This window comes from Stutzerimonas zhaodongensis, assembly GCF_003696365.1.
GTDB classification, from domain to species: Bacteria; Pseudomonadota; Gammaproteobacteria; order Pseudomonadales; family Pseudomonadaceae; genus Stutzerimonas; species Stutzerimonas zhaodongensis.
Map to the genome: position 1 here is coordinate 1,710,282 of NZ_RFFM01000001.1, position 21,853 is coordinate 1,732,134.

Here is a 21,853-nt window from a genome sequence, read left to right on the forward strand (position 1 = left end):
AATGTCACAACTCGCATTGGCGCTTCTGCACTTTGGCTTCGGAGGCTCAAGACCGGGTCAAGCGGGCCGATAGCAGCGTCAAGAGCCTTGCCGCTTTGCCTGCGCTGTTACCCCCCAAAAAACACCGGCACGACTACCGTCTGCCGAGGAGTACATGAAATGTCTGCACCTCGTTCCGGCATAGCCGGACAATTGGGCCTGGCCCTGTCTGCGGTTCTGGCAGTCGTCATTGCCGGAAGCAGCCTGTTCGCGCTGCGCTCACTCGCCCAGTCGACCGAACTTGCACATCGTCAGCATCTAGCAAGCGAGGCGCAGTTGCTTGCCGGTCAACTCGGCAGTTTCCATCAGTCGTTGAAAACCACGACACAACGGCTTGCCACATTATTCGAACGGCGGTTTGCTTCGGGCCTGACCCTGGGGCCGGCAACAGACGGAACCACGCCGTCGCTGTACCTGGACGGTGAACGGCTAAATGGCGATTTCACATTGGTCGATGAGTTCACCACGCTTACCGGCGGCGCGGCCACGGTGTTCGCTCGTACGGGTGATGATTTCGTGCGTGTCACCACATCCGTCAAGAAAGAAGACGGCTCACGCGCCATCGGCACGCTACTGGACCGCAAGCATCCTGGTTACGCCCCGCTACTCAACGGCCAGCCCTACGTGGGCCGGGCGACTCTGTTTGGGCGGCAGTACATGAACCAATACACGCCGGTGCGTGATTCGGGCGGGCGAGTCATTGCCGTACTGTACGTTGGCTTCGATTACACCGACGAGCAACGCAACCAGTTCCAGGCGCTGTCGGTGTTCCGAATTGGCGAGAGTGGTTCATTGGGCGTCCGCGATGACATCGCCGGCTGGCTGGTGAAGCCGGCGGGTGCCATTGCTGTCGACGAGCTCGATGCTCAATTGGCTAGCGCCGATCCGAGCAAGCTATTGACGTGGACGGACGGCAACGAAGATTTCCTCAGTCTCGTGGCGCCGGTCGCTGGCGAAAGCCTACAAGTTGCCGCCACCCTGCCCCAGCAAGAGATCGACGCGCTCATCTGGCGGGTCGGGACACAACTCGCGCTGGGCAGCCTGCTGGCATTGTTTCTTGCGGTCGCTGCCACGATCGGCCTGCTACGCCATCGCCTGCGCCCCTTGGCACTACTGGTTGAACAAGCTCGCGCCTTTGGCGAAGGCAATCTAAAGGTTCGTGTTGCCGTAATGCGCCAGGATGAAATCGGTACGCTCTCGACCACCTTCAACCAGATGGCCGAGTCACTGTCCGGCACCGTCAGCAAAGTGCGCTCTTCGTCATCTGATGTGACCCAGCGCGCCGATCAACTCAATAGACTCGCGACCGGAACAGAACAACGTTCAGCAGAGCAGGCGACTCAGCTGGACACCATGGTGAGCGCAGTGGAGCAATTCAGCGCAACGGCCGGTGAAATCGCCAACGGCATGCAACGCACCGAGCAATTGACTGCTGAGAACGTAACCCTGACTAAGCAAGGCGCAGAGTCGATGCGATCCGCCGCTAATGCCCTGCAGCAGATCGCAGGTTCGCTCTCAGCCACGGGACAGGTGATCAACGGCCTGGGAGAACGCTCCCAGCAAATCGGAGGTATCGTTGGGGTCATCAGCAGCATCGCCGAGCAGACCAATCTCCTGGCCCTCAACGCGGCAATCGAAGCGGCACGGGCCGGCGAGCAGGGTCGCGGCTTTGCCGTTGTAGCTGACGAGGTGCGTAGCCTGGCGGCACGTACCAGCCAGGCGACTCGGGAAATCACTGACGTGATTGCTTCCGTTCAAGAAGAGACCAACAGGGCGATGGCATCCATCGACGAAGGCAACCGACTGATGAAGGATGGCCTCACACTCAACGGTACGGTGGCCTCTACCCTGGAAGAAATCCAGGCGCATACCGCGCAGACTCTCGATCAGTTCGCTGACATCACTCGCGCCACCAGCGAGCAGAGCGCGAGCGCATCGGTACTTAGTCAGAACCTCCACGTGGTTGCGCAGGACAATCAATCTCGACGCAAGGCCGGAGCTGAACTGGCCACAACGGCGCAGCAGCTGAAGAGTCTGGCTGATGCACTGGAGCGCGAGGTCAATCACTTCAGCTGAACCAGTGGGCGAAGTGTCGATGTGACGCCAGCACAGAAACTAGAAACCCCGCCGAGGCGGGGTTTTTTATGCGGGATCGCTTACTTGTGACCCAGCTTTTTCAGCTCTTCATCACGCAGTTCGCGACGCAGGATCTTGCCAACATTGGTGGTAGGCAGGCTATCGCGGAACTCGACGGTCCTGGGCCGCTTGTAGCCCGTGACGTTGTCGTGCATGTGCTGCATGACCTGCTCTTTGGTCAAGCTCTCGCCCGGTTTAACCACGACGAACAACTTGATCGCTTCACCCGACTTCTCGTCCGGGACACCAATCGCGGCGCACTGCAATACGCCCGGCAGGGTTGCGAGTACATCTTCGAGCTCGTTCGGGTAGACGTTGAATCCAGACACCAGAATCATGTCCTTCTTGCGGTCGACGATCCGCATGTAACCGTCTTCCTGGATGATCCCGATGTCGCCGGTCTTCAGCCAACCGTCCGCACCGAGTATCTCGTCGGTTGCATCCTGGCGTTGCCAGTAGCCCTTCATCACCTGCGGGCCTTTGACGCACAGCTCGCCGATGGCGCCCATGGGCAGGTCGTTGCCTTCGTCATCGATAACCTTGCATTGAGTCGAAGGCATCGGGATGCCGATGGTGCCGATCTGAATGCCACCGAACGGGTTGACCGAAACAACAGGGCTGGTTTCGGTCATGCCGAAACCTTCGCAGATCTCGCATCCGGTGACCTGCTGCCAGCGCTCGGCTGCTGCCAATTGCAATGCCATACCACCTGAGAAAGTGGCTTTCAGGGATGAGAAGTCGAGTTTGCGGAAGTCTTCGTTGTTGCACAGTGCCACGAACAGGGTGTTGAGCCCGACGAATCCGGTAAAACGGTACTTGCCAAGATCCTTGACGAAGGTCGGCAGATCGCGTGGATTGGTGATCAGCACATTATGGGCGCCGATCAGCATCATGGTCATGCAGTGGAAGGTGAATGCGTAGATATGGTACAGCGGCAACGGCGCGACCATGGTTTCGCAACCATTGCCCAGCTCGGAGCCCATCAGAGCGCGGCATTGCAGCATGTTGGCGACAATGTTGCGGTGCGTCAGCATGGCGCCTTTGGCGACGCCGGTCGTCCCACCGGTGTATTGCAGTACTGCTACATCATCGCTGCCAGGGTTGGCTTCTTGGGGTTTCTTGCCACGGCCGAGAGACATGGCATCGTTGAACTTGACGGCTTTTGGCAGGTTGTACGCCGGCACCATCTTCTTCACATGCTTGACTACTGCATTGACCAGCAAGCGCTTGAGGGTCGGAAGCATATCGCCGACTTCGGTGATGACGACATGGCGGATGCCCGTCTTCGGCAGCACGCTTTCGGCCAGATGTGCCATGTTGGCCAGGCAGATCAGTGCCTTGGCGCCGGAATCGTTGAACTGGTGCTCCATCTCCCGCGAGGTATACAGCGGGTTGGTGTTGACCACGATAAGGCCGGCGCGCATGGCGCCAAACACGACGATGGGGTACTGGATCAGGTTGGGCAGCTGCACCGCGATGCGATCGCCTGGTTGCAGATCAGTGTTTTGCTGAAGGTAAGCTGCGAATTCTCCGGACAGCTTGTACAGCTCGCCATAGGTCAGGGTTTTGCCGAGATTGCTAAAGGCCGGCTTGTCCGCGAATTGCTCACAGGACTGTTTGAGCACAGCCTGAATGTTCTGGTACTCATCAGGATCGATCTCGCTCTTGACCCCGACAGGATACTTATCCTTCCAGAAGTTATCGGTCATGAAACCCCACTCCTAAGCGACAGCTTTACTGCATAAAGCAGCTGTTTTGTTGTGTTTTGTTAAGTTTTGTACGGAATATCCGGCCAAATGCGAGTTCGAGGTTAGCAGTTTTGAAACTGGCCGAACAGTGTCCACCCCGAGCCAGGTGGACACAAAGTGACCGTATACTTGACTGCGGTCACGCTCAAGGCGCCGAGCAGGCGCCCTTGGGTAGATGCCTGCTCAGGCCTGGTCGCGCAGCTCACGTCGAAGGATCTTGCCCACTGGGGTCATCGGCAGGGAATCACGGAAGACAAAGTGGCGCGGGACCTTATAACCGGTGAAGTTCTCGCGGCAATAAGCCTGTAGTTCTTCGATGGTCAGGCTGGTGTCGTTGCGCACCACGAAGAGCTTCACCGCCTCGCCCGACTTTTCATCCGGCACACCGATGGCTGCACAAGCGGTCACCTTCGGATGCGCCATGACCACGTCCTCGATCTCGTTGGGGTAGACATTGAAGCCCGAAACGATGATCAGGTCTTTCTTCCGATCCACGATCCGCACGAATCCATCAGCGTCGATCACTGCGATGTCACCGGTCTTGAGCCAACCCTCGCTATCGAGAACCTCGGCAGTGGCGTCCGGACGCTGCCAATAGCCCTTCATCACCTGCGGCCCTTTTACACAAAGCTCTCCGCGCTCACCCACACCGAGCTCGTTACCATCGTCGTCAATGACCTTCAAAGTCGTTCCAGGCACCGGCAGTCCGACCGTGCCCAGCCGCGAGCTCGGCCCGTGCGGGTTGGCACACACCACTGGCGATGTCTCAGTCAGCCCGTAGCCCTCGGTGACGGTAACCCCTGTCATGCTTTTCCAGCGCTCAGCAACAGCCGAAACCAGCGCAGTACCACCGGAGTTGGTGCCCTTGAGCGATGAGAAATCGATTTTCTTGAACTCGGGGTGCGACATGAGCGCGACGAACAGGGTGTTCAACCCGAGAAAGGCGGTGAACTGCCACTTCTGCAGCTCCTTGACGAAGCCGTCGATGTCTCGGGGATTGGTGATCAGCACGTTGTGGTTGCCTGTCACCATCATGCACATGCAGTTCACGGTGAATGCATAGATGTGATAAAGCGGCAGCGGCGCGATCATGATCTCCTGACCTTCCTTGATGATCGTCTGACCGTTCTCATCCAACTGCTGCATATTGGCGCGAACCTGTTGCATGTTCGCAACCAGGTTCCCGTGAGTCAGCATCGCGCCCTTGGCTACGCCGGTCGTGCCTCCGGTGTATTGCAACACCGCGGTGTCATCGAGGCTGAGCGTCGCCGGCTTGAGGCTGTGGCGCCCACCGTCGCGCAGAACATGCTTGAACGAAAGCGCCTGCGGCAGGCTGTAAGCCGGAACCATTTTCTTCACATGCTTGACTGCAGCGTTGACCAGCAGGCCCTTGAACGAGGGCAGCATGTCACCGATCTGTGCCTCGATCAGCACCTCGATGCCCGTGTCGGGCAGCACTTCCTGCACAAGCTTGCCGAAGGTATTGAGGTAGACCAACGCACGCGCGCCAGAATCCTTGAACTGGTGGCGCATCTCGCGCGCGGTGTACAGCGGGTTGGTGTTGACGACGATCAGCCCGGCACGGAGTGCACCGAAAACGGCGATGGGATACTGGAGCAGATTGGGCATCTGCACGGCGATGCGATCGCCGGATTGCAGATCTGTGTGATTCTGCAGCCAGGCCGCAAAGGCCGCAGAATAGCGCTCCAGGTCAGCGTAGGTCAGCGTTACGCCCATATTGCTGAACGCGGGGCGGTTCGCGTGGGTTTTGCAGGAGCGCTCGAATACTTCGATCACCGAGCGGAAGCCGCCCATATCCACATCATTGGGCACGCCGGTCGGGCGTTTGTCGTTCCAGAAGTCAGGTTGCATTGTTATTGGCCTCTTTACCTGAAAGTGTCTGGCCCACTTGCGGCGGGCTGTGGCGAACTTAACAGCTCCGCTGTGCCACGCAATAGCGCGTAAGCGTAATCAGTGATGTGAATCTCCAGCCACGGCAGTAAGCAGCCCAGAGCGGGACATCACCGTCGCGGACCTCTAGAATGCAGCCACCCGAGCGCCCTGGCATGGCGCACCCGTCCAGAAGTGTGGCGATTGCCGTCCCGACGGGTTTTTTCCGTTTTTCAGCATTCAGAGGTTTACGCATGAGTAGCTTGAGCAATACCCCCTACGCCGATCTGGAAGTCGGCCAGAAGGCGACGTACAGCAAAACCGTTGAAGAGCGCGATATTCAGTTGTTCGCTGCCATGTCGGGTGACCACAATCCGGTTCACCTGGACGCCGACTTCGCCGCGTCCACCATCTTCCGCGAGCGCATCGCCCACGGCATGTTCAGCGGCGCGCTGATAAGCGCCGCAGTGGCCTGCGAGTTGCCGGGGCCGGGCACCATCTATCTAGGCCAGACGATGCGTTTCGCCCTTCCAGTCAAGCTCGGCGACACCTTGACCGTGCGCCTGGAGATTCTTGAGAAGCTGCCCAAGTTTCGCGTCCGTATTGCCACCCAGGTATTCAACCAGCGTGATGAGATGGTCGTCGACGGCGAGGCGGAAATCCTTGCGCCGCGCAAGGCTCAAACAGTCGAGATCAAAGCCCTGCCCCCGGTCAGCATTGGCTGATGCCGAGAATGTCGCTCTTTCAGGCCCCCACTACGACCTGAGATTGACAGCAAGCTCCAGAGGCGCCTTCGGCGCCTTTTTTCGCTCCGCCTGCAGGAGCACCATGATGCACGCTGTACGCTTTTATCCCTGATACCGTGAATCCCTAGGCCAAGCTCAGGAAATATTCGAGCGAGGGTCGGCATTTGGTGTGAAGGCAATTAACCGACTCCGCCTTCAAGCATCCTGTTGAGGCCGGGCGCAATCACAAGGCCATTACTGCCCTGAACTACGCCCCGAACACAGGCTCCGTGGAGGATGCGCGCAACAGATGACCCGTCGACCATCCCGCCAGCAGTACAACAAGAACAACATCGGGACTCAACCATGCTCATACGCTCGACTGCATACCGGCACTTGGCGGCGCTGATGATCGGCAGCCTTTCCCTGGCCACTTACTCCGCGTGCGCCGAACCTCTCGAACCTGGCGCTGAAGAAGCGTTGCTGTACTACAAGAGAGCTGACGGAAACTATGCCGGCTGGGGCCCGCACCTGTGGAACACGCCCGACTGCAATGGCAGCCAGAGCGAAACCCCTTGGGACCAGCCTTTGGCGCCGGCAGGCTCCGACCCCGACTATGGCGCCTATTACCGCATCCCTCTTACCGCTGATGCGGGCTGCCTGAATTTGATCATGCATAAGGGTGATGAGAAGGATCTGGGTGGCGGCGACCTGACATGGCGTTTCGACGAAATGGGCCGTCGCGCCTTTACGCTGAGCGGCAATGCGCAGCTCTCCAGCGTGCCGTTAAGCGGGGCTGCACTAGCTATCAAGGGCGCGCGAGCCCACTGGCTGGATCCATTCACGCTGGCGCTTTACGGCGGCGCGTCCGACGCCTCGAGAGTCGAACTTCGCTACTCGACCAACGCGAGCATCCGTATCGATGGCGAAGCTCGTACCGTCAGCGGCGGCACCGCGCTCGCGCTCTCCCCGGCAGCGATGCGCGAAGGCCTCAAACGTCAGCATCCCCATCTGTCTGACGCGCCCGCATTCCGTCTTGAGTCCGCGGCCCGTGACCTGCGCCGCGCAGTGATGAGCCAGCTGGTGGTGGTCGCCTACGACGCGCAGGATCGGGTGATCGACGCCACCGAGGTTCAGACGGCAGGCATTCTCGACCTTTTGTTCGGCTACAACGGAGACCTTGGCGCGCGAGTGGACGAGCGTGGCGTGTCCTTCAAGCTCTGGGCGCCAACGGCGCAGCGGGTTCGCCTGCATGTCTTCGATGCGAGCAAAAATCTGCTGCCCGGGTATCCAAAGGTGATGCGCGAACGGCTCGGCGTGTGGAGCCTGGATGGCCCCCGCACGTTGGATCGGCATTATTACCAGTACGAGGTCACGGCATACCGACCCAGCACTGGCAAGATCGAGACGACATTGGTCAGCGACCCCTATGCCCTCAGCCTTTCGCAGAACAGCCAGTACGCCCAAGTGGTCGACCTTAATGCAGAAGACCTGAAACCGGCTGGCTGGGACGCCTTGCGTCCGCCGCGGCCGGATCGCCCGGAAGCGAACATCATCTATGAAACGCACTTGCGTGATTTCAGCGCGAGCGATGGCAGCCTTCCGGTTGATCTGCGCGGGACCTACGGCGCGTTCACTCAGCCCGACAGCGACGGCATGCGTCACCTGCGCGATCTGCGCAAGGCCGGGCTGACGCATGTGCAACTGCTGCCAGTGTTCGACATCGCCACCATCGACGAAGACCCAACGCGCCAGGTCGATATCGACGATCCTTTCGCCAAACTGTGCGAAACATCCCCGGCGGCGCGTAATCGCTGGTCGCAATACTGTGGCGCAGCAAGCATCCGCCAGGTCCTGCAAGGTTTCGACCCATCCAGCGGCCAGGCACAGTCGCTTTATAACGATCTACGTGCGGTGGACAGCTTCAATTGGGGCTACGACCCTTTTCACTTCACGGTTCCTGAGGGCAGCTACGCCAGCGATGCCGAGGGCGTGCGACGCATCGTCGAGTTCCGCCAGATGGTCCAGGCACTGGCCGACCAGGGCCTGGCAACTGTGATGGACGTGGTCTACAACCACACCAATGCGTCCGGACTGGGCGACAAATCGGTCCTCGACAAGGTGGTGCCTGGCTACTACCACCGCCGCAACCCCGCAACCGGTGCGGTAGAAACCTCCACCTGCTGCGACAACACCGCCAGCGAACACCGCATGATGACCAAGCTGATGACGGACTCACTGGAAGTCTGGGCACGTGATTACAAGATCGCGGGCTTTCGATTCGACCTGATGGGCCACCACATGCGTGAGAACGTGCTCAAGGCTTATCGCGCGGTTCGTCGCATCGACCGAGACACCTACTTCTATGGCGAAGGCTGGGATTTCGGCGAGGTTGCTGGCAACGCGCGCGGCATCAATGCCACTCAGCTGAACATGGCGGGCACCGGTATCGGCACGTTCAATGACCGACAGCGCGACGCGGTCCGTGGTGGCAGCCCATTCGACAGCGGTGAGAACATTCGTCGTAATCAGGGCTTCGCCAACGGCCTGTTCGTCCGTCCGAACGAGTTGGCCGGCACGGGCACGCAGGAAAAGACTCAATTGCTGCACGCAGCAGACCTGATCCGCGTCGGCATCGCAGGCGGTCTGCGTGATTTCAGCTTCATAAGTGCCGACGGCACCGTTCGCAGCGGAGCTGAGATCGACTACAACGGTCAACCAGCCGGATACACGCTGGATCCGCAGGAGACCGTCAACTACGTATCCAAACACGATAACCAGACGCTCTGGGATAACAATCAGTACAAGTTGCCCACAAGTATGTCGGTGACCGATCGGGTCCGCTTGCAGTTAGTCGCGTTGTCCGTTCCGCTATTCAGCCAGGGCGTGCCGTTCATCCATCTTGGATCAGAGATCCTGCGTTCCAAATCCATGCAGCGCGACAGCTACGACTCAGGGGATTGGTTCAACGCAGTGGACTTCAGCTACCAGGACAACAACTGGAACAAGGGTTTGCCGCGTGCTGACAAGGATGGCGACAACTGGCCGTTGATCCGCCAGGTCATTGCCAATCCAAACACCAAGCCAAGCGCAACCGATATCGTCGCGGCGAAGCAACGCTTCCTCGAGTTGCTGAAGATCCGCAGCGACAGCCCGCTATTTCAGCTGGACAGTGCTCGCGAAGTCCAACGCCGTCTGCAATTTCACAATACCGGCCCAGAACAACAGCCAGGCGTGATTGCGTTCAGCATTGCCGATGGTTTGCGTGACGGGCGCGATCTGGACCGGAGGTATCAGTCCATGACCGTGGTGCTCAACGCGTCTGCCGAGCGGATCCGCCTTCCCGGCGGAACGGGCTATCAGCTACACCCGGTCCTGCAAGACTCGAGCGATCCGATCAGCCGTCAAGCCAGGGTTGCAGACGGCGAATTCGAGGTACCGCCCTTCACGAGCGCAGTGTTCATTCAGCCGGAGCAGCGTGGTCGCTGATTTGCAGGCATAAAAAAGGGCGACCTAAGTCGCCCAAATGCCTTGCGTGCTCTGTTGCTCTGGCAGGTCACTGCTTCTTGTGCGCGTCCTGCCAGATGAAATATCCGAAACCGCCAAGGAAGGCGACCATAAGGCCGACCGTGACCACCCCTGCGAGCACCACATTATCGACGAACATGATTTCCTACCTCCGACGTTGTTTCGCTGTTTGATGGGTACATAGTCGCCCCTCGCCTCGATAAAAAAATTGACCGATATCAATGGGCGCAGCGCCTTTGGAAAAAAGGCGCCGCGTAACCTGATCTGGATCAAAAAAGAGGGGTATCAGCGGGGGACTGCGGCTGTCGGCGAACCATAGGTCCGGTGGACCTAGCCAGGAGGCAGGCGAAGATAGGTATGAGCGTCAGCGCTTCTTCGGCTTGGTCTTGGGCTTCTTTTTCGGCTTGCCCAGAGGCAGCGCTTGCTCGAATGCTTGTCGCATTTCCGCGAGGCGCTTTTCCTTGATGTCATGGATGCGTTTTTCGCGTTCGGCGCTGAAGTCGATCAGTTTCTCTTCATTGCTCATACGATGGGCTCACGAATGATCTGGCGGAAGGTTAGGTTCAGGCGTGGTTCGGAAACCTTGCGGCTCCTGGCAATCTGGTGCTGCCAATGATGCTGGGTTGGACCGCTCATGACCAGCAACGAGCCATGCTCCAGTACGATCGAATGCTCGATACGGCTGCCACCCTTGCGACGAAAATCGAAACGTCGGGCCGCGCCCAGATTGAGTGACGCCACCAGCGGCTGCTGACCCAGCTCAGGTTCGTCATCGCTGTGCCAGCCCATGGCGTCATCGCCGTCACGGTAAAGATTGAGCAGAACCCCATTCAACATCTGGGCGACCTGCTGTTGTACCCGCTCGCGGATTTCGGTCAGCAACTGGGTCCATGGCAGCGGCTCGTGCAATAGGCCGGAGTAGCGATAGCTCGCCTCGACGTCGCCATACCAGGCCACCAGCCGTGGCACCGCTATGCTGCGGCCATAAAGCTTTATCTGAGGTTGAGACCATGGCGTCTGCTGCGACAGTTCACGCAACCATAGGTCAGCGACATTAGTCTCCACCCACTGCGGTAGGTACTGAAGCTTGGCGTCCGGCAGCTCGATCATAATGCCGGTTGTAGAGGGGGACGGCTCAAACTTCGACATCTACCCAGAGCCCTTGGCGAGGCAGCTCGTCGATGGCGTCCTGATCCTCTTCAGCGGTCTCGCCTTCTGCCAGTTCCTGGGGCGTGTAGCCACGGCGGCGCTGGCGCCTGCGCTGCTCATCACGCAGCATCTGCTCGGCTTCCTGCGGATGACGGCGATCCAGACTCACCGAGCTTTCGTTAGCGCTAGGCTGCACAGGCGCAACCGGCGCGATCTCGGGCCGTGGTTTGACCACATCCTGTTGCGCGGTGACCTGAACGGTGCCGGGCGGTACGACTGGTAGCATCTTAGCTCTCCCCCATGAGTGCCCGAACAACCGGTGACTTAATACGAGCCTGCACCAGTTGATCGGCCGCAATACTGCCAACTTTAACAGCATCGTAATATTGCCTATCTCACAGCTCGTTTCGTCGATCCCGTGAGCGCGGCTAACCTAGACCAATCGGCATCTGTCGTCGCTCTATCGACGGTGATCCGTTAACATAGCGGGCTTTTTCACAGCGGAGGCAGGGCATGGCGCAGCAGTATCTACCGGGGCAACGCTGGATCAGCGACAGCGAAGCGGAACTCGGTCTGGGAACCATCCTCATGCTGGATGGCCGGATGCTCACCGTGCTCTATCCCGCGACGGGCGAAACCCGCCAGTACGCCGCACGCAGTGCGCCGCTGACCCGGGTACGCTTTGTTCCAGGCGACGAGGTCACGCACTTCGAAGGCTGGAAAATGACCGTGCGTGAAGTCGACGACGTCGATGGATTGCTGGTCTATCACGGCCTGACGGCGCAGAACGAAGCCCGCACCCTGCCGGAAACCCAGCTTTCCAACTTCATCCAGTTCCGCCTGGCCAGCGACCGTCTGTTCGCCGGCCAGATAGACCCGCTGAACTGGTTCAAGCTGCGTTACCACACGCTGGAAAACCAGAGCAAACAGCTGACTTCCTCGCTGTGGGGTCTGGGCGGCGTTCGCGCGCAACCTATTGCCCACCAGCTGCACATCGCCCGTGAAGTGGCCGACCGTATCGCCCCGCGCGTGCTGCTGGCGGACGAAGTGGGTCTCGGCAAGACCATCGAAGCGGGCCTGGTGATCCATCGCCAACTGCTCTCTGGTCGCGCCAAGCGTGTGCTGATCCTGGTCCCGGAAAACCTCCAGCATCAGTGGCTGGTGGAAATGCGTCGCCGCTTCAACCTTGAGGTCGCGCTGTTCGATGACGAGCGTTTCATCGAAAGCGATGCGAGCAATCCTTTCGAGGACACCCAGCTGGCACTGGTCTCGCTGGAATGGCTGAAAGACGACGAGCGCGCCCAGGACGCTGCGTTCGCTGCCGGCTGGGACCTGCTGGTCGTGGACGAGGCGCATCACCTGGTCTGGCATCCGGAAAACGCCAGCGCCGAATACAAGCTGGTCGAACAGCTGGCTGAAGTGATTCCCGGCGTTCTGCTGCTGACTGCAACGCCGGAGCAACTCGGCCAGGAAAGCCACTTCGCCCGCCTGCGCCTGCTCGACCCAAATCGTTTCCACGACCTCGAAGCATTCCGTGCCGAAAGCGCCAGCTACCAGCCGGTCGCACGCGCGGTGCAGGAATTGCTCGACGAGGGCCGCCTGTCCCAGGAAGCACACCAGACCATCCACGACTTCCTCGGCGCCGAGGGTGAAGCGCTCCTCGCTGCCGCCACCGATGGCGATATCGAAGCCAGCAGCCGTCTGATCCGCGAGCTGCTCGACCGTCATGGCACCGGGCGTTTGCTGTTCCGTAATACCCGCGCCGCCGTGCGTGGCTTCCCAGAGCGTCAGCTGCATCCCTATCCACTCCCGAGCCCTGCCGAATACCTCGAGCTGCCGCTGGGCGAGCATGCCGAGCTGTATCCGGAAGTCAGCTTCCAGAGCCAGCAGGAAGAACCGGATGCGCAGAACCGCTGGTGGACATTCGATCCCCGCGTGGAATGGCTGATCGACACCCTGAAGATGCTGAAAAAATTCAAGGTGCTGGTCATCTGCGCCCACGCCGAAACCGCGCTGGACCTGGAAGACGCATTGCGCGTGCGCTCCGGCATTCCCGCCACGGTATTCCACGAAGGCATGAGCATCCTTGAGCGTGACCGCGCTGCTGCCTACTTCGCTGATGAGGAGTTCGGCGCGCAGGTGCTGATCTGTTCCGAGATCGGCAGCGAGGGCCGCAACTTCCAGTTCGCCCATCACCTGGTGCTTTTCGATCTGCCAGCTCATCCGGATTTGCTGGAACAACGCATCGGCCGTCTCGATCGGATCGGGCAGGCGCATGTCATCCAGCTGCACGTCCCGTACCTAGAAACCAGCCCGCAAGAACGTCTGTTCAAGTGGTATCACGAAGCGCTGAATGCCTTCCTCAATACCTGCCCGACCGGCAACGCCCTGCAGCATCAGTTCGGCCCGCGCCTGCTGAGCCAGCTGGAAGAAGGCGAGGACGACGAGTTCCAGAAACTCATCACCGAGGCCCGCGCCGAACGCGAGCGCCTGGAAGCCGACCTGCATGCCGGGCGCGATCGCCTGCTGGAACTCAACTCCGGCGGCGGTGAACAGGGCAAGGCACTGGTCGAAGCCATCGAGGAGCAGGACGACCAGTTCGCCTTGCCGATCTACATGGAAGAACTCTTCGACGCCTTCGGTATCGACAGCGAAGACCATTCCGAGAACGCCCTGATCCTGCGTCCCAGCGAGAAAATGCTCGACGCCAGCTTCCCGTTGGGTAATGACGAAGCGGTAACGATCACCTACGACCGCGAGCAGGCGCTTGCCCGCGAGGACATGCAGTTCCTCACCTGGGAACACCCCATGGTGCAGGGCGGCATGGATCTGGTGCTCTCCGGCTCCATGGGCAACACCGCCGTGGCACTGATCAAGAACAAGGCGCTCAAGCCTGGGACCGTGCTGCTGGAGCTACTCTACGTCAGCGAGGTAGTGGCACCACGTGTACTCCAGCTGAATCGCTTCCTGCCGCCGCTCGCACTGCGTTGTCTGCTGGACGCAAATGGCAATGATCTGGCGCCGAAGGTGGCCTTCGAAACCCTCACCGATCAGCTGGAAAGCGTTCCGCGTGCCAGTGCCAACAAGTTCGTTCAGGCCCAGCGCGATGTTCTTGCCAAGCAGATCGCCGATGCCGAAGCCAAGGTCGCGCCGCGCCATGTCGAGCGCGTGGCGGAGGGGCAGCGCAGGCTGAAGGCAAGCCTCGACGAGGAGCTGGCCCGTCTGACGGCACTTCAGGCAGTCAATCCGAGCGTGCGTGACAGCGAGATCGAAGCCCTGCGCCAGCAGCGTGAGCAAGGGCTGGAAATGCTGGACAAGGCAGGACTGCGACTGGAGGCGATTCGCGTACTGGTTGCAGGCTGATAACAGCGCGACGAAACAAGGTCGGCTGCGAGCAATCGCAGCCGACCTTTTCATTTAAGGTTTCATATCTGCTGTCCACTGCCCGCGAGTACGAATGAGCACCGCCGCAGCGACTAACGGCTGGCACTCAAAGCGCGTTCGCCTCTACCGCCAAGTGATCGTAGCGCAGGCTCAAGTTGCCTAACGCCGCGCCACAGCCAGCAGTTGTCGTGCCTTGCGTTGATCATCCTCATTCAAATCTGCCAACAGTTGTGGTTTGCCCGCGATCAGCACCGCCAGGGGCAAACCGTCGCGATAGAGGATGCGGTTGCCCGCCACGGCTGGGACTCGCTCACCGGGCAGCAAGGTACCGATCTGATTCAGCGGATCGACCGCCGAGACCGCAATCATTTCAGTGGTCAACGGCCGTTTGCGTACTTCCCGCAGCAAGCCGACGGCTTCCGGCAATGCGAACTGTTCACCCGATACGCCCGCGACGAACCGGCCGCCGCGGATGTCGCCGCGCGCCTCCAGCCGATGATAGATGCGCAACAGGTCGCGCCATGAGGACAACCAGTCGGCCTCACGCTCCAGCAGCCTCCAGAACACTACACCGTAGCGGCGCAGCAAGGTCATGGCGACGTGTTCCAGCGCTTCGGGGTCAAGGCGGGGCTGTCTGCCGGGCACCGTTTCGGCTGTCACCGCGGCCCCTTTGCGCACCAGAGCCCAGCGCCCGGCATCAGCCATGCCGCCAATGAACGCACCACCACGACTCTGCCGACCACCGCGTGAGCGTTTGGCCGCGGGTGCCAATAAGGCGCGCAGCCCGGCAAAGCTGTCTGCGTTGACCAATCCGACGGCCACCAGCTCGCCGAGCGCGTCTTCCAGTTCGCTGCGCAGCAGGCGCGCATCCTGCTGCAGTTCATCGAAGAACAGGGCGCCCTGCTTTTGCAGCGTCTCCAGTACTCGCTGCGCGCGCGAGGACAGTTCGGGCGGCGCGGCGTCGCTCGCAAGTGCATACCAGGCTGCGAGTTGTCGGCGCGGCAAGAGCACGATGGGTGTGCCGCGCACCGGCCCGCTGCTGGCCTTGATTCGTCCGGCCAGTCGCGTCCAGACGAAGCGACCGGAGCGACAGAGCTCATCGAGCCAGGTGCCGCCGTAATCCTTCAGGCGCGCAGGCAGCAGATCGCTTTCCCAGGCTCCGGCCGCGGCCTGGAAGCCTTCGAGTTGCTCCACCACCGTGCCGAGCGCATCACGACCCTCCATGCGGGTGGCTTCGGACAGGTGTTGCCAGTCAAAAAGAAAGCGCATGAAGTCGGCGCGCTCTACCGGCTCGATCTCGCGCCGCAAGCGCTTGACGGTGTAGCGGTGAATGCGCGCCAGCAGATGCCGTTCGCACCATTCGTCTTCGTCTGCCCCGGCTGTGAAGCGACCCCGCAACACATAGCCTTCACTCTCCAGGCGGGTAAGTGCCAACGCGACGGCTGATGCTGGCAATGCAAGAGGGCGCGCAATCAGCGGAATCGGCAAGGGGCCAAAGCCAGTCAGCCGCGCGCGGACCAACTCGGCCAGCGCCTCATCCTCGCCAGTCAGCTGATCGAGACCCGGCAAGGGTCTCAGGGCCGGCTCGCATGTGGCGCTGGGGTAAATTGAGCGCAACAGACTCAGCCGCTCGATCGGCAACCAGAGGGCGCGGCCCTGCGCCACCTGCATGCGTGTCGCACGCCCTCCCTGGGCCAAATCCGCTAGCCAGGCTGGCCAATGCAGCTCGCTGGTCGCCTCGCCCTCTGCGATGCAGCCCAGGCCCATCAGCGCCTCGTGCAGCTCGTCCGGGCTACCTGCCTGCGGCCAGGCTTCTTCGCTTACCGCTTCGATCGCGGCGGCATCCAGTGCACCCAGGTCATCACTGGATTCCGGATCGGTCCAGCGCCGGTTCAAAACGGCCTGGGTGCGGCGTTCTTCCAGTGGCGCGTCGTCGAGAAAGGCATAGGGCCGCGCACTCAGAACTTCCATAGCCAGCGGTGAAGGCGCTGGGAGGTCGCGGGTGAGCAGCTCGGTTTCGCCCGATTCGATGCGCCGCAGCAGCGCCAGCCAGCCCCGACTGTCCATGGCCTCGTGCAGACAATCGTCCAGAGTCTGGGCGACCAGAGGATGGTCCGGAACCTCGCGCTCACCAACGATATTTTCAAGGCAGGCGACCTGATCGGGAAAGACCGTCGCAAGCAGGTCTTCGCTTTTCATCCGTTGCAGCTGTGGCGCCACCTTGCGCCCGCCAGCCATCCGCGGCAGCGCCAGCGCGGTGGTCGCGATCCAGCGCCAACGGACGCCGAACAGTGGCGCATCGAGTAATGCCTGGATCAGCACAGCCTCGGCGCTATTCGAATGCAGGTACCGCCAGACTTCGTCCAGCGCGAAACTATGGCTGGTGGAAAGCGAAAGGATGATCGCATCCTCGGTTGCCGCGGCTTGCAGTTCGAAGTTGAAGGTGCGGCAGAAGCGCTTGCGCAATGCCAGGCCCCAGGCGCGGTTGATCCGGCTACCGTAGGGCGAATGAATGACCAACTGGGTGCCGCCTGATTCGTCGAAGAAACGCTCCATGACCAGCCGGCGCTGCGTCGGCAGCGCACCCAATGCCGAACGGGCACGCGCCAGGTACTCGACTATCTGACGGGCCGCAGCGTCGGGAAGGCCAAGGGTGTCGGTGAGCCAATCGATAGCGGGTTGGAGTCTGGATTGCACCTCGTTGTTCGCTTCTGTAGGAGCCAGATCCCCGGCGATCCCAGCGGCCTCAAGAGCATCGCCAGCAAGCTGGCCCCTGCAAATTTCGGCTTCGGCCAGACGCTCATCGATCTCCCCTCGCAACCGCGCCACTGCAGCCGAAAGCTCATCGCTGCGCCCAGGCGCCTCGCCCAACCAGAACGGGATGTTCGGTGGCATTCCCTGAGCATCCTCTACCCGAACGCGACCAGACTCGATCTTGAGGATGCGGTAGGAGGTGTTGCCCAGCTGGAACACATCACCGGCCAGGCTTTCCACGGCAAAGTCTTCGTTCACGGTGCCAATGTTGAAGCCCTGAGGTTCGAGCAGCACCGTGTAATCGGAGTTATCGGCAATGGTCCCGCCGGAGGTGAGGGCCGTCAGCCGACCGCCGCGTCGGCCTCTCAGGCTGCGGTTGACCAGATCGCGATGCAGGTAGGCGCCTCGCGCGCCGTGACGGGTTGTATAGCCCTCGGCAAGCATCGCCAGCAACGCCTGATAGTGCTGCTCATCCAGCGTCTGGTATGGCATCGCGCAGCGGATGAGCGCGAACAATTCATCTTCCTGCCATTCCCGGCACGAAACCTCGGCGACGATTTGTTGCGCCAACACATCCAGTGGCGCGCTCGGGATCACCAGCGTATCCAGCTCGCCGCGCCGGACACTGTCCAGCAGAGCGGTGCACTCGATCAGGTCATCGCGTGAACTGGGAAACAGCCGCCCCTTCGAGACACCACCGACCTGGTGTCCAGCGCGCCCTACCCGTTGCAGGAAGGCCGATATCGACCGCGGCGAACCCAGCTGGCAAACCAGTTCGACGTCACCGATGTCGATGCCCAGCTCCAGCGAGGCGGTGGCCACCAGCACCTTCAACTCGCCGCGTTTGAGCCGCTGCTCGGCGTCCAGTCGCTGCTCTCGGGCCAGGCTGCCGTGATGGGCCGCAACCACGGCAGTGCCCAGACGCTCGCTCAGGTGTCGGGCGGCCCGTTCGGCCATTCGCCGCGTGTTGACGAAAACCAGTGTCGTGCGGTGCTCCCCTGCCAGCGCGGCGAGCCGGTCATAGACCAGTTCCCACACATCGTTGCTCATCACCGCTTCCAGCGGAACGGGCGGTACCTCCAACGCAAGATCGCGCGCCCGACCATGGCCAACATCGACGATTTCGCAATGCCGACCGACGCCCACCAGGAAGTTCGCGACCGCTTCGATGGGCTTCTGCGTGGCGGACAGCCCGACGCGCACCAGCGGCCCTTCGCATAACGCCTCAAGTCGCTCCAACGACAAGGCCAAGTGGCTGCCGCGCTTGTTGCCTGCGATGGCGTGGATTTCATCGACGATCACGCTGCGCACGCCGGTCAGCATCTGCCGCCCGGACTCGGACCCCAGCAGCACATAGAGCGATTCGGGGGTGGTCACCAGAATGTGCGGCGACCGCTTGCGCATCGCTACACGTTCGGCCTGAGGCGTATCACCGGTACGTACGGCGCTGCGAATGTCGAGCGCAGGAAAACCCAACGACTGCAACTCGGCAGAAATACCGGCCAGCGGCTGCTCGAGGTTGACGTGAATATCGTTCGACAGCGCCTTGAGTGGCGATACATAGAGCACCGAAGTTCGATCATACAGGCCGCCCTCGGCAAGTCCCTGCTGTACCAGTTGATCGATCGCGGCGAGAAAGGCGGTAAGCGTCTTGCCGGAGCCGGTTGGCGCTGCCACCAATGTCGACTGGCCGGCCCGGATCAAGGGCCAGGCACGGGCCTGCGCTGGGGTTGGCGACGCAAAGCTGCGACTGAACCAGAGGGCCACCGCTGGGTGAAAGGCCGCAAGCGCGTCATGTACGGGGTAGTCTGTCATCGTCTGAATATGCTGCCGCAGCGGCTCCTCTACAAGGCCGACTGATCGCAGCCTGTCGTATGGAAGGAAACGGCGTCGCCGCTTGGCGGTCCACTTCAGACAGCCCGTCGATGGAGAACACCATGAACAACCAAGCCCTGAACCTGGATGAAGCGATGCAGCTAGTATCCGAAGCCTTCCTGCCGTGCGGCTGCGTCACCAGCGCCAATCCGGACGATGACAGTTTCGGCTTCACCGTGATGTCGAGTAGCGGTTCCGAACTGTTGCGTGTGGCCAGCGTATCGCAGGAGGAATACACCAGCCCGCAGCGCCTAGGTGGCGTGATCGAGCAGGCACGCCTGGATGTAGAAGACAAAGATCAGCGCCTGGAGCCCTGGACCATGCCAGCCATTACCGACGGCACCGGCATCCCGGAAACTCCGCCGAACTATTGATCCTACAGGTCATACCAGCTGACCTGGTCATCAGGAGAGGAGCATAAACATGAGTGATCCGGTACTTCTGATTACCGGTGCCTCCTCCGGGATCGGTGCCGCCACAGCGAGACTGGCGTCCCAGGCGGGATACCGCATCGCCTTGGCAGCCAGATCCGAACACAAGTTGACCCAGTTGGTGAACGAGCTTGGCGGTCCTGATCGCGCCTTGGCCATTCGCTGTGATGTAAAGGAATACGCCGAACAGCAGGCCATGGTGCAGCAAGTGCTCGATCACTTCGGCCGGCTTGATGCTGTGTACGCCAACGCCGGCATGTCGGGCAGCGAAGGCGGCTTCAGCGGAGCAGACCCTGAGGTGTGGCGCGAGATGCTGCTGACCAACGTCTATGGCCTCGGCCTGACCTTGCGCTGCAGCCTCGAGGCGCTCAAGGCCAGCCGCGGGCACCTTCTGTTGACCGGTTCCGCTGCGGGACGCTTCGTGATCCCCGGCTCCATGTATAGCGCGAGCAAGTGGGCGGTAACGGGGATGGGCCTGAGCGTCCGCGAAGAATTGCGTGGTTCCGGCGTGCGAGTGACCTTGATAGAACCCGGCATGGTCGACACGCCATTGTTTGACCAACCACCGGCATACGCCATGCAGCCCGAAGATATCGGTCGCGCCGTCGTGTACGCGTTGTCGCAGCCAGCGCATGTCGATGTCAACGAGATCCTGATTCGCCCAACGCCTCCGATCGAAACCGGCTAAGCGAGGCTCCCCTCCCCCTCCAATGCTGCCAGCGGACAGTCGTCGGCTGGCCTTTCGCCGTGTACGAAGTACTGCTTTGCTCAGAAAGCGGCCGGCGACTGGCTTGTAGCGCAGAAACTTTTACGTCTCGCTTCAGGTCGCTATAGAGGCGGTTTTCGGTTGAGCCGGGACGTCGATAAATTCGCGCATCGAACAAGGGGGGTGTGCCAATGGGCAACCTGGCAGAACCGCGGGCGCAACAACCGGCACTGGCCGAACTGGATTATCTGCTGCAACGCTTCCGACAGGTTCGCGCTACCAGCGAAGCGATCTGCGCGCCGCTGCAGATTGAGGACTATGTCATCCAGAGCATGCCCGACGTCAGCCCGCCCAAGTGGCATCTGGCGCATATCAGCTGGTTCTTCGAGGCCTTTCTGCTCAAGCCTTACCTGAAGGGCTACAAACCGCTGAACGATGCCTACGACCACCTGTTCAACTCCTATTACGAAACCCACAGCACGCCTTTTCCGCGTACTCAGCGCGGGCTTATCTCGCGTCCTGGCGTCGAAGACGTCTACCGCTTCCGCCAGCACGTCGACCGTGCAATGGGCGAGCTTCTGGTCAATCCGCCCCAACAGCATGCAGCCGAGATTATGCGGCGTGTGGAACTGGGCTTGCAGCATGAGCAGCAACATCAGGAATTGCTGCTGATGGACATCAAACACATTCTTGCGCAAAACCCGCTGCATCCGACTTACCGCAGCGACCTGAAACCCGCCCCCGTGGTGCATAACGACCGAATCCGCTGGCACGACTATGCCGAGGGCGTCTACCACATTGGCCATGCGGGCGGCGGTTTTGCCTTTGATTGCGAAACGCCACGGCACAGGCAATTCGTCGAAGCCTTCCAGCTAGCCGACCGGCCGGTAAGCAACCGCGAGTACCTCTCCTTCATTGCCGATGGTGGCTATGCACGCAGCGACCTCTGGTTATCCGATGGCTGGGCACTGATTCGGCAGTATGGCTGGAACGCACCGTTTTATTGGCACCGCGACGAAAACGGCTGGTATGAGATGACACTTAGCGGCCTGCAACCATTGGACCTGGAAGCGCCTGTCTGCCATGTGAGCTTTTACGAAGCCGATGCCTACGCACGCTGGGCCGGGGCCCGGCTGCCCACCGAAGCCGAATGGGAAGTAGCAGCTACCGACCAGCCCCGTCGTGGAAATTTCCTCGAGAACGACCATCTGCAACCCGTGGCTGCCAGCATCCCTCATCCAGGCCCGGCGCAACTGTTCGGCGACGTGTGGGAATGGACCGCCAGCGCCTATCGGCCGTACCCAGGGTTTCGTCCTCTGGAAGGAAGCCTGGGCGAGTACAACGGGAAATTCATGTCAGGCCAGATGGTATTGCGCGGCGGCTGCTGTGCCACCCCTGAGGCCCACATCCGCGCAACCTACCGCAACTTCTTTCAGCCGGCGATGCGCTGGCAGTTCGCCGGGCTGCGCCTGGCAAGGGAGCTATGAA

The 21,853-nt window shown here is 60.9% G+C and carries 14 protein-coding genes; 7 read left to right on the top strand and 7 right to left on the bottom strand.

Annotated elements, in window-relative coordinates:
• The first annotated feature begins 159 nt into the window (after nucleotides 1-159).
• A complete protein-coding gene (locus EA797_RS07845) occupies nucleotides 160-2,115 on the top strand; it encodes a methyl-accepting chemotaxis protein (protein WP_122164543.1) in 1,956 nt (651 codons plus the stop codon).
• An 80-nt stretch (nucleotides 2,116-2,195) separates the two neighbouring features.
• Here EA797_RS07845 and fadD1 read toward each other — a convergent pair whose 3' ends face one another.
• Nucleotides 2,196-3,884, bottom strand: coding sequence for a long-chain-fatty-acid--CoA ligase FadD1 (fadD1, locus tag EA797_RS07850; RefSeq protein ID WP_122164544.1), 1,689 nt, complete (start codon nucleotides 3,882-3,884; stop codon nucleotides 2,196-2,198).
• Nucleotides 3,885-4,106: 222 nt separating this feature from the next.
• Nucleotides 4,107-5,795: a long-chain-fatty-acid--CoA ligase FadD2 gene (gene fadD2, locus EA797_RS07855; protein WP_122164545.1), complete on the bottom strand. Its 1,689-nt coding sequence runs from the start codon at nucleotides 5,793-5,795 to the stop codon at nucleotides 4,107-4,109.
• 272 nt (nucleotides 5,796-6,067) lie between these two features.
• Here fadD2 and EA797_RS07860 point away from each other — a divergent pair, with 272 nt between their 5' ends.
• On the top strand, nucleotides 6,068-6,538 hold the full coding sequence (locus EA797_RS07860; RefSeq protein WP_122164546.1) for a MaoC family dehydratase: 471 nt from the start codon (nucleotides 6,068-6,070) through the stop codon (nucleotides 6,536-6,538).
• A 366-nt stretch (nucleotides 6,539-6,904) separates the two neighbouring features.
• Nucleotides 6,905-10,027 carry a pullulanase-type alpha-1,6-glucosidase gene (pulA, locus tag EA797_RS07865; RefSeq protein ID WP_122164547.1) on the top strand — a complete coding sequence of 1,041 codons (3,123 nt, stop codon included), beginning with the start codon at nucleotides 6,905-6,907 and terminating at the stop codon, nucleotides 10,025-10,027.
• Nucleotides 10,028-10,094: 67 nt separating this feature from the next.
• Here pulA and ccoM read toward each other — a convergent pair whose 3' ends face one another.
• From ccoM to EA797_RS07875, 4 genes are all read right to left on the bottom strand, one after another.
• Complete coding sequence (gene ccoM, locus EA797_RS22110) at nucleotides 10,095-10,205, bottom strand: cytochrome c oxidase subunit CcoM (protein ID WP_279635033.1); 111 nt, start codon at nucleotides 10,203-10,205, stop codon at nucleotides 10,095-10,097.
• A gap of 225 nt (nucleotides 10,206-10,430) precedes the next feature.
• Complete coding sequence (locus tag EA797_RS21795) at nucleotides 10,431-10,592, bottom strand: hypothetical protein (protein WP_167468777.1); 162 nt, start codon at nucleotides 10,590-10,592, stop codon at nucleotides 10,431-10,433.
• On the bottom strand, nucleotides 10,589-11,215 hold the full coding sequence (locus EA797_RS07870; RefSeq protein ID WP_122164548.1) for an alpha-ketoglutarate-dependent dioxygenase AlkB family protein: 627 nt from the start codon (nucleotides 11,213-11,215) through the stop codon (nucleotides 10,589-10,591). The genes EA797_RS21795 and EA797_RS07870 overlap by 4 nt, the downstream gene beginning before the upstream one ends.
• The gene (locus EA797_RS07875) at nucleotides 11,202-11,501 is read right to left on the bottom strand and encodes an aspartate-semialdehyde dehydrogenase (protein WP_122164549.1); all 300 of its coding nucleotides are present in this window, start codon (nucleotides 11,499-11,501) and stop codon (nucleotides 11,202-11,204) included. Before EA797_RS07875 ends, EA797_RS07870 begins: the two co-directional genes overlap by 14 nt.
• Before the next feature lie 227 nt (nucleotides 11,502-11,728).
• Here EA797_RS07875 and rapA point away from each other — a divergent pair, with 227 nt between their 5' ends.
• Nucleotides 11,729-14,578: an RNA polymerase-associated protein RapA gene (rapA, locus tag EA797_RS07880; protein ID WP_122164550.1), complete on the top strand. Its 2,850-nt coding sequence runs from the start codon at nucleotides 11,729-11,731 to the stop codon at nucleotides 14,576-14,578.
• 180 nt (nucleotides 14,579-14,758) lie between these two features.
• Here the strand turns inward: rapA and EA797_RS07885 are convergent, their stop codons facing one another.
• On the bottom strand, nucleotides 14,759-19,168 hold the full coding sequence (locus EA797_RS07885; protein ID WP_122164551.1) for a DEAD/DEAH box helicase: 4,410 nt from the start codon (nucleotides 19,166-19,168) through the stop codon (nucleotides 14,759-14,761).
• A 122-nt stretch (nucleotides 19,169-19,290) separates the two neighbouring features.
• Between EA797_RS07885 and EA797_RS07890 the strand changes: the two genes are divergently transcribed.
• The 3 genes from EA797_RS07890 (at nucleotide 19,291) to egtB (ending at nucleotide 21,852) form a co-directional block, all read left to right on the top strand.
• The gene (locus EA797_RS07890) at nucleotides 19,291-19,602 is read left to right on the top strand and encodes a hypothetical protein (protein ID WP_122164552.1); all 312 of its coding nucleotides are present in this window, start codon (nucleotides 19,291-19,293) and stop codon (nucleotides 19,600-19,602) included.
• 49 nt (nucleotides 19,603-19,651) lie between these two features.
• Nucleotides 19,652-20,347, top strand: a complete 696-nt coding sequence (locus tag EA797_RS07895) for an SDR family oxidoreductase (protein ID WP_122164553.1) — start codon at nucleotides 19,652-19,654, stop codon at nucleotides 20,345-20,347.
• 209 nt (nucleotides 20,348-20,556) lie between these two features.
• On the top strand, nucleotides 20,557-21,852 hold the full coding sequence (egtB, locus tag EA797_RS07900) for an ergothioneine biosynthesis protein EgtB (protein WP_122164554.1): 1,296 nt from the start codon (nucleotides 20,557-20,559) through the stop codon (nucleotides 21,850-21,852).
• The last annotated feature ends 1 nt before the right edge of the window (nucleotide 21,853 follow it).

What these genes read in the sequence shown, in the direction of transcription:
- EA797_RS07895 (WP_122164553.1), top strand. Translation starts at nt 19,652, where the DNA reads ATGAGTGATCCGGTACTTCTGATTACCGGTGCCTCCTCCGGGATCGGT.
- EA797_RS07845 (WP_122164543.1), top strand. Translation starts at nt 160, where the DNA reads ATGTCTGCACCTCGTTCCGGCATAGCCGGACAATTGGGCCTGGCCCTG.
- pulA (WP_122164547.1), top strand. Translation starts at nt 6,905, where the DNA reads ATGCTCATACGCTCGACTGCATACCGGCACTTGGCGGCGCTGATGATC.
- fadD2 (WP_122164545.1), bottom strand. Translation starts at nt 5,795, where the DNA reads ATGCAACCTGACTTCTGGAACGACAAACGCCCGACCGGCGTGCCCAAT.
- EA797_RS07860 (WP_122164546.1), top strand. Translation starts at nt 6,068, where the DNA reads ATGAGTAGCTTGAGCAATACCCCCTACGCCGATCTGGAAGTCGGCCAG.
- EA797_RS07875 (WP_122164549.1), bottom strand. Translation starts at nt 11,501, where the DNA reads ATGCTACCAGTCGTACCGCCCGGCACCGTTCAGGTCACCGCGCAACAG.
- EA797_RS07890 (WP_122164552.1), top strand. Translation starts at nt 19,291, where the DNA reads ATGAACAACCAAGCCCTGAACCTGGATGAAGCGATGCAGCTAGTATCC.
- EA797_RS07870 (WP_122164548.1), bottom strand. Translation starts at nt 11,215, where the DNA reads ATGTCGAAGTTTGAGCCGTCCCCCTCTACAACCGGCATTATGATCGAG.
- EA797_RS07885 (WP_122164551.1), bottom strand. Translation starts at nt 19,168, where the DNA reads ATGACAGACTACCCCGTACATGACGCGCTTGCGGCCTTTCACCCAGCG.
- fadD1 (WP_122164544.1), bottom strand. Translation starts at nt 3,884, where the DNA reads ATGACCGATAACTTCTGGAAGGATAAGTATCCTGTCGGGGTCAAGAGC.
- egtB (WP_122164554.1), top strand. Translation starts at nt 20,557, where the DNA reads ATGGGCAACCTGGCAGAACCGCGGGCGCAACAACCGGCACTGGCCGAA.
- rapA (WP_122164550.1), top strand. Translation starts at nt 11,729, where the DNA reads ATGGCGCAGCAGTATCTACCGGGGCAACGCTGGATCAGCGACAGCGAA.
- ccoM (WP_279635033.1), bottom strand. Translation starts at nt 10,205, where the DNA reads ATGTTCGTCGATAATGTGGTGCTCGCAGGGGTGGTCACGGTCGGCCTT.
- EA797_RS21795 (WP_167468777.1), bottom strand. Translation starts at nt 10,592, where the DNA reads ATGAGCAATGAAGAGAAACTGATCGACTTCAGCGCCGAACGCGAAAAA.